This window comes from Paraburkholderia silvatlantica (genome assembly GCF_003096715.1).
Lineage (GTDB): Bacteria > Pseudomonadota > Gammaproteobacteria > Burkholderiales > Burkholderiaceae > Paraburkholderia > Paraburkholderia silvatlantica.
This window is the reverse complement of record NZ_QEOL01000027.1, coordinates 122,301-136,129: the sequence shown is the minus strand read 5'-3', so window position 1 is coordinate 136,129 and position 13,829 is coordinate 122,301. Positions and strand designations below refer to the sequence as shown.

The following is a 13,829-nucleotide window of genomic DNA, read 5'->3' as shown; positions in this document are numbered from 1 at the left end:
ACTCCGAAGGGCCCTTCCTTCATCTCTGGTAAAGCACCGCAAGCATCGGTCATCTGACGCTCGCGTTCTTGGCACACCCCACTCGATTGTCAATCCAGCGGCCATACCACGCGGGGACAAGGCTTCCGCAAAATCCTGCCTCGATCATACCGTCAGCGGTACCGAAAAATTCAGTCGGCAGTTCCCGGAACTCAACAGACTGCATTGGGAAATCAAGCTGTGCTTTCCTTGAACGACCGCAAACACTGGGCGTTTAAGAGCGCGTTCTGCGGAAGTACTGTCATCAGTACCGTCAGGCTCTTCCCGACACCGTCCGATACAAGCCCGTCGGTGCCGGGTTTTCAACCCGGGCCAATCGCGACAGGCATGCTTCTGGACACAACAATACAGTGCCCCTCAGCTGGCCTGTCGCCAGAGATCGTTTTTCGCGCTCGCAGGTGTCACCATACCACTCCTAGCTGCCCAATCGCTGGTGACGGACAGCTCCACGTGACTACGCGCCAACCAGCTCGATAGAACTATGCGCCATCCCAGGCTCACGCCATCCGCGCCTCGGGCCTAGCAAGTAGGTGGCGCGCCGCCGCATTATGCCGCGGCGGCGCGACCCGCACGCCATCCCTGGATGCTCCAACGAGTTCGACGACAGTACACGGTAGTCCCGCAGCATCGAACTTACGCGCTATAAACTCGCCCTCGTCTCGCTTATGGCTCGACATGATGAGCTGATAGCCTTCGAGCTCAACGAGGTTACGCATGACGTCGACAAAGGCCGCGGTATGAATGATGTCGTTGTGCTGGAGTGGATCGTCAAGCAATAGTGCCCGCCAGCGCGACCATGGATAAGCGGTACTAGCAGCGCAGAGAATGCTGAAGCCATTCGCGGCCATTTGTCCTTCGCTCAGCACCAACTGCGGCGGCAACGTGGTCCGATACTGGGCATTGTCAACTGCATCCGCATACCGCAGTTGCATCGCGAGGGAAGTGCGTTCGACGGTATGCTCGGCAGTGAACTGCACGGTCGCGCCCGGCGCGCTCAGCAACGCTCGATTGAACCCATCGATCAGGTCGTTGAGCGGCAACAGGAACTGGGTCGAAAAACTCTCGGCTTCCGCCTTCAGCTGGTCGCCATAGGCGACCACCGCCTCCCGAGTGGCTGTAGTTAACCGGAGTGCAGCGCGCGCCGCCTCCAATTGCCCCTGAAGTTGTTGCGCATAGAGGGCAGGATTCTCCGCGGCCCCTTCCCCACCATGCTGGTCCATCTTAGCGAGCAGCGCGCGCAGCTCGTCCTGTGCGAGAAATGATTCATAGCTTCGCGACAGCGCATTGGTGTCTTCAAAATGCACCGCAAGGGCGCTGGCGAGATCACCTAGCGCCGCCTCCCTAGCCTCAATCGCCTGCGACGATGGCTCACCGTCCATGCCGGCCTGCTGCCAAGCCTCGACTGCCGCCGCACGCCCGGCTTCAGCATCGCGGATTGCCGAGGCGATCCGCTCACGTTCCGCTTGGGCTGCAGCAAGCCGCTCGCGTGCCACGGTTTCCGAGTTGGCGGTAGCGACGCGTTTGACGGTGAGTTCCTCCAGGCTCGTGCGTGCATCCTCAAGCAGCTTTCGCTGCGTTTCGATAGCAGCGTCGGCGGCTTCGGTGCTCAACGGCCTTGGGTGCCCCTCCAAACTCTCCTCTATCGAGCGTAACATCGTCTCGCACCGTGTGCGCCTCTGTACCGCCGACGCACGCCGCTCGTCCAGCGACGCCAGCGTCGCAGACAGCGCATCGACGCGCGCTTGAGCAGAGCTGACGTCGGCCGCACTGCCACCGGCATCGCGGATATGCGCTGCGCGCGCGCGGGCCGCCTCACTCAATCGCTCATTAATCAACGATACGAGGTCGTTTTCGGGACTCACCCCAAGTCCCTCCGCAATAGCGGCTCGCTCGCTCGCAGTCACCGTTTCGGCCGCGACCGCGGCAGCGGTAGCCTCGACCTCGGCGGACATCAACGATCGCGCCTGGGCGAGCGCCTGGGCAACTGCCTTCGTGCGATCACGCAATGCGTCCAGCGCACGAACATCATCGGCGAGCTGTGCATCCTGAGCGGCTACGGCGTTGCGCGCGCGTGTTTGAAGTTCTCCCACGGGGAAACTGTTCGCGCAAACTGGGCATTGTGTGGCGTCATGATTGATATGCGCAGCGATCCCGGACAGGAGCTCGGCGAGTTGCGACGCATCGCGTCGCCGCGCCGCCAGCCTTGCGTCCGCGTTTGCTTCGACTGCGCGGGCATCGTCGAAGGCGCGCTGAAGCTCGGTCAACTGGTTGCGGGCACGATCGGCAGCAGCGGCGGCGGCCGTGGCAGCCTTACGCTGAATCTGAGACGCCGCCTCTTTGGCCTGCAATGCAGCAGCGCGCGTAGACCAGAGCTGGAGCGTTGCCTGCTCACTGTCCAGCCGGCTGAGCGTCGCTTGCGCCTCATGCGCGCGCGATAGCACACCGCGCGCGCTCGTGACATCCGCCTGGCAGGTGTCATGCTCGGCCTTCAACACTGCCTCATCGGCTTGTGCTGCCCGCCGCTCAGCGTCGAGTGTGCCGAACTCGGCGATTGCGGTTCGTATGCGAACGCGCTCGCGATGCTCCGCTTCGATGCGGGCGACGATCTCAGCCTGCGCCGCAGCCGCCGATTCGGCATTCGTCGCGGCAAGCATAGCCTCGCTTACATGTGTCGTTGCCGTAGCAATGGCACCATCAGCGGCGTCAAGGCGAGCGCCTTCCCGACCTAGCAACGCGGACGCCTCGGCGAACCGCGCAACGGTAATACGAAGAGTGTCGAAAACGACACGGTTGCGTGCGATCTGCTGCTGCTCCGCCTCAATGGTTGCCCGTGCGATCGACAGCCGCTCCGCAAAATCTTCCGAAGTGTGCTCGCCTGCCGGCATTACCCGCTCGATGTTCGAAAGTCGTGCTTCGAGGGCTGCCTCGTTCTCAGCACCCGCCGCGACACCGCGCGCCTGGAGCCCAGCCAGTCTGGCGGTATATCCCTGCCATTCCTCGAGCGCCCGCATGGCGGCATTGAGCGCGCCCTCTTCGCGTTCCGCTCGCCGGCCAAAGGCAAGAGTGGTCGCTCGTCCCCGCAGCGCGGTTCGGATTGACTCGATCCGGTCAATCCCGCTTGGCCCTTTAAGGGCCTGCCACTGATCAGATTGGGCTCGACTGGTAAAGCGCTGTTGCGAAGCTTGGCCCAGGAAATGGGTAAAGCCGAGATACGCGCCAATGTCGTTGATCTCCGTCCATTCGGGGTTCTTTAGTAAATCGAGCAACGCATCGGCCGCTGGGTGTTCGCGCAAAGTTCGGACCAACGGCCCGCCCTCAGTGAAGGTCAAGCTTACCTGATGCACTCCCGCCTGGGCGTCGCGGCGCGTAAGGTAATCGCTTTCCTTTAGGCGCCCGATATAGTCTTGGAAGCGTCGAATGTTACCGGTCAGACACCATTCGATCCCGTCGAAGAAGCTGCTCTTTCCGAGGCCATTGGTTCCGACAAGCAGCGTAAGGCCCGGCCCCGGCGGCACGGCCAGTGTAAATTCACCGAACGTCCGGAAGTCCCTTAGACGAACTTCGCGTAGAAACGTGTTGGTCACGATGCGCTCCGCCGCTGCCAAGAGGCAACCAATTGCTCGACGAGGGAATCAGAATCGATGCCGGGTTCGCTTGCAAGACGAAGCCATTCTCCAGCCGTGTCCCGTGGGACTTCATGGAAGACAGCGGCACGGCTCACGTTGTCGAGGGGTGCCATCGAGAAGACCGCGCCCGTGATCCACGGCCGGGCAAGGAAGCTTCGCTTGGCGAAATCCACGAAGCTTTGATCGTCGGCGCTCGCGTCTCGCGGCCGCAACCAGACGAGCTTGCGCGCCACACGCTCGTCGCGCTCAACAATCAGCGCGAGCGCTTTCCATCTGTCGACGCCCTCGCTGCCGCGCGGGCCCAGCATAATCACGTGCAGGTCGAGCGCCACTGCCGAACTCAAATAGGATCTAGCGACGACACACTGATTGCGCACGCGCCGCAAAACGTCGTCTATCCCCTCTTCGTTAGGCGCCTCGGGGAGCAACGTCAACAGCACCGCGTAGCGGCCGATCTGCAGGCCGCGCACATGATTTGGCAGATCGCTCGGCTCGAGTCGCGCCGACTGCGTGTCGCTCGCACCGGCAAAAATATGGCCGGCATAGAGGGGCCTTCTCTCGCTGGCAAGGCCGAGTTCGGCTGCGTGTCCACAGAGTAGACGTTCACCGGCGTCCAGACTTTCCTGGGCTGGGGACGATGAGGTAGTGTCACTCATGATCCTAGATCTCCTTCTTCCTCGATTTCAGCTCTCAAGCGGGCGAAGTGCGCCTCCTCGATTCCTGATAGCAGGACGCTCAGCGCCGCCGCACTGGTTGAGGCAGCCGCGCGGAACTGAGAGTCGACCGTCAGCATGAGCTTTCCGTCGGCACCTAGCCGCCCGAGTAACGGGGTGCCGGTGTCGGAATTCCCTAGCGACCTATTCGCGCCCTCAATCAACGTCGGCGGGACCGACTGCATCGGCAGCAAGACGAATTCCGTCGTCCATGCGTGACGCAGAGCGACTATGGCCATATCTTCGCTGTCGATATAGCTTGCCGCGCAGGCGTGACCTGTCCGGCCAGTTCCATTGGCGTCGCGGACGAGGTTGCCCGGATGGGCGCCACGTGGCGCCGTGACCTGCCACGCAGTTGCCACCGCGAGTGCCACCGCACACGCCCGAACAAGCGGCGGCAGTAGGAGGCGGCCGGCGAGCACCGACGCTTCGCGGGTCGCCGCCGCCTCATCTTTAGCACAGACCGCCAATCCAAGAAAACGCGTCAACAATGCGGGATCACCTCGAAATTGCTGGACCCAGCTCTGCCATATCGGGGCCATTTGCTGTCGAAGATCGGCAGCGGCCACAAATGACACGGATCGCCCCGGATCCTCTCCTTGTCCGATATAGCGTGTTAAGCGCAGATGCACTGCATCAAGCAACCACTGATCGAGCGCTCGATTGATCATAGTCGCGAGAGCATCCGGCGGCATCGTTACCGGATTCAAAATCGATGGATGGCCACCGAGTGCCCTGAGTCTCGGGGGCTGTAGTCCACCTGCGCTCGGCGATTCACTCGACAAGGCGGCTACGAATGGTTGCCAGCGAGCGACGTCAACGTGAAGGTCTGTCCGCGGCGCATGGATCACCAAACGCGCCACAGCGTGCGCGAGATCCGATCCCAACTGCTCAGGGGCATCGATGACGGCGAGGTCAAACTGCGGAACACTATCGGACCAGAGTGCCGCAATGTCCGCAAGCGCCAAATCACCGCTCCATCTCGCGCCGTCTCCAGTCAGCCACAACTTACCGCTACGCGGCAGGGCGGCGATCACGGATTCATGTTGGTAGCGTGGCGGTGGTAGCTTCGCTCGAGCTGCGAGTTGTGCGAAATGGGTGTAGGTCGTTGGGTTCAGCTTTGGCGCGATGCTATCGATGGGGAAGCGTTGAACCCACGCCCCGTGCTCGGCCGCGTATTCGGCTAGTAGATTCGCGAAGCACTGACGAACTGTGTCGCGGTCGGGTCCGCGCCGCGCAATCACCCAGTCGGCAACGACGGTAGTCGTACCGCACTCAAAACGTCGCGAGCCATGCCTGTCGCCGGGCTGCGAAAGTACAGGGATCACGTCATCGCAGACGAGGTGCGTGAAATTCTCCGCGATCGGACGCGAGCAAGCCTTAGTCAGCAGATACACGGCGAGCCGGTTTAACCGCGCCGTCCTGATCGACAGAAGCTCCGGCTCGCGGGTTTGAAGGAAGAGCTGGACGCCCGGTCGCAATCGATGCTGCATACCATCGACCAACCCAAGCGCCTCGACTTGGTCGCCGATCGCGTGGTTATAGGCCGCCATGAAATCAAACCCGTGGCCGCCTGCTTCGGCCTCAAGGGCTTGATCGTCGATTCCCAACAACGCTTCTCGCAAGGCTAGAACGCCAGCGCGCTGCGCGATGCCACGAACGATGTCATCGTGTCGGAAAGTGGCGCTGGCCGACGCGATCAGATCGATCAATCCGCCATCACCATTGCCGCTGACGAGAAAGGTCGGCCGCGGGTTGCCGTCAATCTCCTCCCCTGGAACTCCCGCGTCACGCCAATAACTAGCCGTCTCAGTGTTGGGGATTGCGAAACGGGGCTCAATTCCAAAGCCTATCGCGAGCAGGACGATGTCGAACTCATGGCTCGCGACCTGACGTCCCCCACCCGCCGCTTCCCGCTCGAAGGTCACAGTGAACCGACCTGCGTTTGGGGTAACAGCGGTGATTTCGTGCCGCTCGCTGACTGTGAGACGCCTTTCGGTCACTGCTAGAACCTCGCCGAACTCGCGAAGTACGGCGTCACGCACGTCTGCGGCAGGCCCCGAGCGCCAGTCGAGAATCGGGAGCTGAGCGAGCTCATGATCGGCATCCGGGTTCGGCCAGTCGTAGATATGCGGATCCAGACGCCGCCGGTGAGTATCGCCCTGAAGCGGCAGCAAGCGATGGGCCCTTTCGAACAGATGGACGTCCGTCCCCCCTTGGAGCGCAAGTCCGGCAGCCACCGTGATTCCGGCGGCACCGCCGCCGATCACCGCCACCCGAGCGTTGGCCGGGAGCAAGTGCTCGTGCTGCAACGCATGGGCCAACTCGAGCGCACGAACTTGCTGCGAATAGAAGGTGATGCGCGTATCGTAGAATCCGAGCACGTAGATTCCCGGATGAGCTGCGATCCGCGCTCCGGCGATGATATCTGCGGGGGTCAGCACGCCGACTCGCCAAATACGCAGGGAAGCGATGCGCTGAGACCGCGTGCTGGCTCGCCCCTCGCGGCGCCAGCTCGAGTCGCAGGAGTCTTTTTGTCAATGTCAGCAAACACCGCCGCCGCGTGGCCAGACTGCCCTGACGCAGGGCGTCCGGCGACCTTGCAAAAGAGGTCGCCCTTGTCAGCGATCACCCGCCCAAGGCCATGGCAAAGCTTGCCGCGCGCCACCGCTAGCGCCAGCATCAACGACATCCTCGCTTTTCCTTAGCCCGATTAAGCCCGCACACGTCCAATTCCCTCGCTATCGTTCAGGCTGCTCACACTACAGCCCGCTTCTCTACTTCTAATGCAGCAGCTTCGTGCGTCGAGCACACTAGAAATAATTTTACACGTTGACACAACGGTTACGGACAACGCCGCGGCGGCTGGTGGCGAAGCGTAGTGTCGAGGTTCTCCAGACTGAGGCCGCAGATTCCGCCAAAATAAAACTGGTTGAGACGAGACAGAACGCCTCCTGCAGTTGTTCAATTTACGAATGAGTTCAACGAGGGCGCAGACTCGAACGCTCCGGTTTCACAAGCCCCTGGTCGATGGCCCAAGTCAACGCGGCGTTCGCGGCCGCAGCAGTCAGACCTTGGGCTAGAAGATCATCGATAACGTCTGCGCTTGAGGCGCCCTTCCACGTGAGTTCAAAGAGACGCTTCAAATCGAAGCCGCCAGCCCACCTCACCAACTCCCCCGTCGCCAGCATAAAAGCATCGTCGATAACAAGTCTTGAATCAATCGAGATTGCAGTGGCCGCGGGCGCAACAACCCAGCGAACGCGTTCTGGCATGCATTCCAGTTTCAACGTTTCCTGCTCGCGGCCAGATAAAAACTTAAGATGGCGCCGCACCTCCGCAGCAACATACCCGGCATAGTAGGCGCTAGCAGTGACTTCTGCGTCCGGATCGTTTTTCCAGGTAGCCAGCACGCTCGCCGCTGCAAAGGCGGATCCTAGTGCAAACGCAACACCGCGCCCGCCAATCGGACTGTGATGTACCGCGGCGTCCCCTATCGACAATCGTCTTCCTGCTATCGGTTCAGTTGCCCATTGCATCCACGCCGGACGTCGTCCGGCGAATTCAAACGTCGTATCGGCAGCGAGACAGAGCGCTTCGCGCACAACAGCATCCAACGCAGGTCGCGAACTTCGCTCGCCGCCAATCACGCCGATGGTGGTCGTCAATTCGTCGGTAGCGAGATAGGCCCAGCCATGATGCAACGCGGCGAGCCGCGCCGTCCCGGGAGCGACCGTGCGAGCGCCGATGAAGACATCCGCGAACGCCCGCCCACAGCGAACGACCGGGCGCGACCACGCGGCGCGTTGGCCGGTTGCGTCGACCGACATCGCACCATCGTCCACGGGCGGAAGACGCTCAACGTCACGAACACGCGCACCGCGCCGCACCGCCTCCGTGATCACGCAGGCTCGAAGCCTCAAACGTTCGATATGCAGCGAACGACCAAGCGCCGCATCGCTTGTCCCGTCATGAAATCGGCGCTCCATACCCTCTCCGAGCCCGGCGTCCATGGCATCGAATACGTCGTCAAGTTTCAATGCATCCAGCATACTCACTACGCTCGCTGGAATGATTTCCACCCCGCCTATCGCCACACCAGGCGTCCGTAGCAATGTCGGTTTTAGCCCCAACTGCAAACAGCGTAGTGCTAGGAAGCCACCGGCAATACCGCAGCCCGCGATGACCACTTCGTCGTTCATTGCCAAGAGCTCCTCCCCCTATTGAGATATTCTCTTTGCAGGAATATTATGCCGCGATGTGAATGGTCGGGAGAGTTGCACCATGGCAAATCTCACGGGCGTGATGCTTATGCCACCAATGGCATTTGCCAGATTCGGCGACTCGAAAATCCCACTAGATGCCTTTGATTGGGCAACCGACACGAGCGCACACGGTGGCGGCAGAACCATCATCAGACCAGCTGTCAGCCTAGACGTCCAACCGGATGGCACCCTGAGACCGCGGCTACCCGCCGTAATTCAGTTTCGCGACGGCCTTGAAGGCCCAATCCGGCCAACCGCGCCATTCTTCGAAATCTGGGGATTCTTCGACGATGCCGCCGAACCGCGGCCATTGACCGGCACGACACTAGCCTCCCTTGGCAGCGGACTTGGGTCAGTGACCTGGCAGGTCAGCGTGGCCAATCTCAAGGCAGCCCGACGCACGCGAGATCAAGCATGCGGCTTCATGGCTGAAGTCAACTTCCCCGCAACCGACGCGAAGCCAAAAGCGTTGCTGGCGATCAGCCCCAATGTGGCGGGATCGGCGCCGCTTGTGACAGCGGATTCGCCCATTCCGCTGGGCTCTGTCCAGGCGATGCAGCCTTTTGCCCATACAGCTCTCGGCATCGACCTCGACGTCCTACGCCTTCGCTTTACGCCAGCGACCGGCGAAGTTTATGGCCCCCCCTCGGCCACTTTAGCTGCGGACCCGGACGCTCCAGCATCGTCCCTCGCCCAGTACGAGATCGTTCCGGTCAGAAACCGCACACTCAATCCGGTTGCTACCTGGAGTTCGTTCCGCCCGCAAACGCAAACGGATCAGCCCGAGCCGTCCGACACTTTCGACGGCGTACTCGACATGGCGGACGGATCAATCGGTGGCCAGAGTTGGGGCGTGGTAGACGATACCTGCGATGGCGTCATACGGGTATCAGTCGAAGTTGGCCCGGAACGATTCGTCGCCACGGCGCGCGTCAGTTGCTGCCCACCGGACTTCGCTCCCGACCGCCGCCCCTTTGCGTCAATCGCCGATGATCTCTCCGATCGGGAATTGCCGGCCCTGACCGCAACGGAAATCGCAGCTCCGGAAACCGTGCTCGAAGTCGCCGACCTGTTGCTCAGGGTGTTTGAAACTGTGAGTCTCACAAATCTGGACGCATTACGCAGCCAGATGCTGCGTGGCGCGACCCCAGACTCCGGCCCAGTGCCACATACCGATGCCCGCTCGATGACCCAGGCGGATGCCCCCCTAGCAGATCAGGCTCCCGCAATCACGGACGATCGTACGGGAGGTGGACTCGGTCTCACGCTTGTCGCCGGAGATGTCCACAGCGCGCTCATCGACATCGACAACATGATCACCCTGTTCCGTCAACAACCCGAACGGATCAAACACATCATCCGACCGCCGTTCGCACATTTTTCTGACCTGCCCGATTCGCCGGCCCGCGCGCTGCCAACCGATGCGCTCGGACCCGATGGTACGCAGGTGCTCCGAGCGGTGGAACGCGATCCCCGTCGGCTACGCGACCAGCAACACGACATGCGCATGCCACCTTATATGCGCGATGCCGACGCCTTACCGTTGTCGTTGAGCTGGCGCCAATACCACGAAGTGATCGACCTGATCGATCACCTGTCCAAGCTCGACGACGCGGGATTCGAGGCTTTAAGCCCCGTGCGCAAGCATGTCGCCGCCGTCATACGCCGGCGTACGAGTGCGACAAGTGAGTCACGGCAAGAGCCAGGTGACGGGCGGCCGTCATGACTACCAGCACTTCCCCGCAGCCCTCCTGGTTCCACCTCGTGGCGGGCGTCGAGCCGGCAGTTTTCCTTACCCGTGGTTCCATGCTGTTCGACATTGACCCTAGTCTAAAAGACGGACTCGAACGCGAGCAGCCTTGGGCCTTGGACGAATTGCAATCACTCGGCGGCGAGTCTACCGCCATGCCGAATGTCGCGGCACCGATTGCAGCCCTGTCGCTCAATGTCGCCCAGACATGCAATCTCGCATGCAGCTATTGTTATGCTGATGAAGGCCGCTTCGGCGGACGCGCCCGGACAATGGAGGCCGCAGTGGCGTTCGCCGCAATCGATCGGCTGATCGAGCAGGCGCGAGATCGGATCACGGTCGGCTTCATAGGCGGCGAGCCCTTCGTGAACCGCCAACTGATGCACGATGCGGTTGAGTATGCCAAGGCCGGCGCCAAACGCGCCGGTCTGCGTATCACCTTTTCGGTGACAACCAACGCCACTCTCCTCAGCGAGGAGGACTTGCAGTTCTTGCGTGACGAGGCTTTCACGATCACCGTCAGCCTAGACGGAGGCCCCTTGCAGAACAAGCATCGCATCGATCGCAAAGACGTCAACTCGATATGGGCGGTTCTAGCAGGGATCCGTCCACTGCTTGATTCTCCGGGGCCCACCCGGATCGTCGCGCGGGCAACGGTCACCCGCGATGACCTCGATGTCACCGACCGGGTGGAATGGCTCAGCCAAGCAGGTTTTGCAGAGGTCGGCGTCAGCCCGGTACGCACCGGACCCGAAGCATCGCTGCGCTTTTCCGATTCCGACTGGGCGCCATTCCTCGAGCAAATGATCGCAGCGGCCCGTTTGGAACTGGATCGTGTCCTCGCAGGCGCTACACCTCGATTCTCCAATCTTTGGACTATGCTCGATGCCATTTACCGGGGTTCCGCCCGCCCTCTTCCTTGTGGCTCTGTGGCCAACTACCTTTCGGTAGACGTTGACGGCAGTTTCGCGAGTTGCCACAGGACAGTTGGAAATGCGATGTTCCACATGGGTTCAACGACAACGGGATTTGACGCGGACAAACGACGTCGCTTTATTGAATTGCGCGTTGTGGACCGGCAGGAGCCATGCCGGACATGTTGGGCGAGATATCTCTGCGGCGGGGGATGTCACGCTGAAGTGACGGAGGTGGGTCGGGCGGGCTGCGACTACATCCGAGGCTGGCTGGACTTCGGCCTGCAGGCCTATCGCCACGTTATGACATACCGCCCAGAAGTACTTGCACGGAGCGAGACATGACGACCCACCTCTTTCCGAGAAACCTAACCGCGCAGGCCGCGCATCGCGTCGCCGGCAATCCGGTTACAACGCGAACGGAAAGCGGTGTCGGCAACTGTTTTCCTGGTCTTGAGTTCGACCACCGAAATCTGGATACACGCTTCTTTCCTGGACTGATCTTTAGTTTCGGCGACCCGGCGCAGATGCTGCCACTGTTGGTTACAGTGGATCCGAGCGATCCAGCACTGTCAGCCACCAAGCCCGACGGAGTCGAAGCGCTCTCGGCCGACGTGATAGCCGCATTGAACGACTTGCGCGTTGGCCGCTGGAGAGTAACGTCAATCACCCAAGGCGATCGGACGCTATCCCTGGTATCCATTCCGACGGTTAACGATCCGGCCCAGATCTGGCGACTGGTACGTGACTTGACGCCGGATAAGGTCACCATTGTCCTCACCCAAGATCCAATTGCGACCAGCGGTGCTCAAGCGGGAACTCCACTCCCGCCAGTTACGAAATCACTGACGCACTATCGTCGGCACTACGTCGACGCTGACACAGGTGTGATCTCGGCCGCCTATCGTCCGGGTGAGCTCACGCAGAGTCTGTGTTCTCCCTGGATGCACGATTTCCGCGACTGCGCGTGTGATTATTGGGCGTCCAATCATCCCGACATTGCTCTTGGCGGAGAGAACTTCCCGCTCGCAAGCAATCTGGCGGCTGCCGATCCTGACGCTGCGACACGACCACTGGACTGGTTGCGCGCGGATCGGGCATCGCGCGTGGCGGCCTCTGCATCCGCTCGCGCCAACGACGCGCTACGCCTGCGCCACTACCAGATCAATAGTGCGTGGCGAACGCTTTCCTTCGTGCTGGAGGGCCGTGAGATCGCGGATCTGTATGTGCCAGACTTCGAGCCCAGCGCCGTTCCCTTCCCCACGGCAGAAGCATTGGCCGACGAACTTGAACGACTCTGCAAACTCGAGCTCGTCGTCATGCTCGAATATTTCTATGCCTATTACTCATTGAAGCAACCCACCGGAGGCGACGCCTCTCAAATCCAAGATTTGACGTTTGTTCGCCACGAACTTCTCGCAGTCATCGTCAGCGAGATGCGCCACTTGCGCTGGGCAAACCAGTTGCTTTGGACGCTTTCCCAACGTGGAATGATTGCCCCCCGGCAACCCGTCCTCGTCCCGGCCGACTTAGTACCTACGGTCAAAGGAGAAAGGCCACGCTCCTTGAGGCCTCTTTCCGCCGAGGCGCTTGACGACTTCGTTGCCGTGGAACGTCCCAGTGGTACGCTCGACGGTGCGTATGCCCGGGTTATTGCGACACTATCAAAGGGATACCCAGTGACCATGCTACAGTTGGCTCGTCAGATTGTCGCCGACGGCATGGAACACTTTACGCGCTTCAGCGAAATCTCAAAGATCTTGTCTGCATGGCCGCGCGACGATGCCAACCCGGCGCCTTGGTTGCGGGATATCTCACCCGCAACGCGCGACCAAGCCTCGGCCGCACTTAAGACTTACGACGAAATCCTACTGAATCTGTCTGATGCCTATCAGCACGGCGACATGGAGGATGCGGCAAATATCGTGAAAGCGCGGCAAGCTATGATGGTCCTGGACGCCGAGGCAGAGAAATTGGCAATTTCCGGCTTCGGCGTGCCATTCTTTTGAATGTGTCGACTTCCACCGAATTCTGACCCACTTGCTCCGCTGGCTCAGTTCTACGTGGACATCAACACGCACGGCATTGATGGTCCCCACCGCGCCAGACGACATTCGCAACATATAGCTTGCTGCACGATCCGAAGGAATCATCTCCCATTTGGCATCCTTCGGCCCCTGACAAGTGCGGTCTCGCATTTCAGGCGCCGCCCTTCGACCAAACCTGCAGTTGCGACAGCCGCGTTTGCTTCGTCATGCCTACGCTCGACGCCGCTTCTTCGCCCGCAGCCTTATCTGACGCATCGCTATCGCGCCCACCGAAGAAGCTCGGTCAGTGAATTGCAATGGCGCGAGCTGGCCTCTTCAAGCAATTTTTTTGTATATCGCTTCGACGACGACACACTTCCGCATTCACGACGCCAGATCGACCACGACGCAATTTACCCGCACTCAATCCGCGCCCAAACCAAGCATCCGCCAACCTCGCATCGGTGCAAATTGGCAGCCGCCAAGCCGTCCATG

Annotated in this window: 8 protein-coding genes; 4 read left to right on the top strand and 4 right to left on the bottom strand. The window is 60.9% G+C overall.

Features of this window, described 5'->3' with window-relative positions:
* A partial coding sequence (locus C7411_RS37895; protein ID WP_207786574.1) for a hypothetical protein occupies positions 1 to 232 on the top strand: 232 nt, incomplete at its 5' end.
* Between the two features lie 304 nt (positions 233 to 536).
* Here the strand turns inward: C7411_RS37895 and C7411_RS29770 are convergent.
* From C7411_RS29770 to C7411_RS29750, 4 genes are all read right to left on the bottom strand, one after another.
* Positions 537 to 3,623, bottom strand: coding sequence for an AAA family ATPase (locus C7411_RS29770; protein ID WP_165822915.1), 3,087 nt, complete (start codon positions 3,621 to 3,623; stop codon positions 537 to 539).
* On the bottom strand, positions 3,620 to 4,321 hold the full coding sequence (locus C7411_RS29765) for an ABC-three component system middle component 1 (RefSeq protein WP_110387564.1): 702 nt from the start codon (positions 4,319 to 4,321) through the stop codon (positions 3,620 to 3,622). The genes C7411_RS29770 and C7411_RS29765 overlap by 4 nt, the downstream gene beginning before the upstream one ends.
* Positions 4,318 to 6,822: an ABC-three component system protein gene (locus C7411_RS29760; protein ID WP_110387563.1), complete on the bottom strand. Its 2,505-nt coding sequence runs from the start codon at positions 6,820 to 6,822 to the stop codon at positions 4,318 to 4,320. The genes C7411_RS29765 and C7411_RS29760 overlap by 4 nt, the downstream gene beginning before the upstream one ends.
* A gap of 537 nt (positions 6,823 to 7,359) precedes the next feature.
* Positions 7,360 to 8,580 (bottom strand): FAD-dependent oxidoreductase, encoded by a 1,221-nt coding sequence (locus C7411_RS29750; RefSeq protein WP_110387561.1) that lies wholly within the window; start codon positions 8,578 to 8,580, stop codon positions 7,360 to 7,362.
* A gap of 82 nt (positions 8,581 to 8,662) precedes the next feature.
* Between C7411_RS29750 and C7411_RS29745 the strand changes: the two genes are divergently transcribed.
* Genes C7411_RS29745 through C7411_RS29735 form a run of 3 tightly spaced genes read left to right on the top strand, consistent with a single transcriptional unit; the run spans position 8,663 to position 13,316 of the window.
* On the top strand, positions 8,663 to 10,369 hold the full coding sequence (locus tag C7411_RS29745; protein ID WP_110387560.1) for a hypothetical protein: 1,707 nt from the start codon (positions 8,663 to 8,665) through the stop codon (positions 10,367 to 10,369).
* Positions 10,366 to 11,652 carry a radical SAM/SPASM domain-containing protein gene (locus C7411_RS29740; RefSeq protein ID WP_110387559.1) on the top strand — a complete coding sequence of 429 codons (1,287 nt, stop codon included), beginning with the start codon at positions 10,366 to 10,368 and terminating at the stop codon, positions 11,650 to 11,652. The genes C7411_RS29745 and C7411_RS29740 overlap by 4 nt, the downstream gene beginning before the upstream one ends.
* Positions 11,649 to 13,316 (top strand): ferritin-like domain-containing protein, encoded by a 1,668-nt coding sequence (locus C7411_RS29735; RefSeq protein WP_110387558.1) that lies wholly within the window; start codon positions 11,649 to 11,651, stop codon positions 13,314 to 13,316. Before C7411_RS29740 ends, C7411_RS29735 begins: the two co-directional genes overlap by 4 nt.
* Positions 13,317 to 13,829 lie beyond the last annotated feature (513 nt).

Bases quoted from the DNA above. Each gene is read 5' to 3' on its own strand.
- C7411_RS29740 (WP_110387559.1), top strand. From the start codon at position 10,366: ATGACTACCAGCACTTCCCCGCAGCCCTCCTGGTTCCACCTCGTGGCG.
- C7411_RS29765 (WP_110387564.1), bottom strand. From the start codon at position 4,321: ATGAGTGACACTACCTCATCGTCCCCAGCCCAGGAAAGTCTGGACGCC.
- C7411_RS29750 (WP_110387561.1), bottom strand. From the start codon at position 8,580: ATGAACGACGAAGTGGTCATCGCGGGCTGCGGTATTGCCGGTGGCTTC.
- C7411_RS29735 (WP_110387558.1), top strand. From the start codon at position 11,649: ATGACGACCCACCTCTTTCCGAGAAACCTAACCGCGCAGGCCGCGCAT.
- C7411_RS29745 (WP_110387560.1), top strand. From the start codon at position 8,663: ATGGCAAATCTCACGGGCGTGATGCTTATGCCACCAATGGCATTTGCC.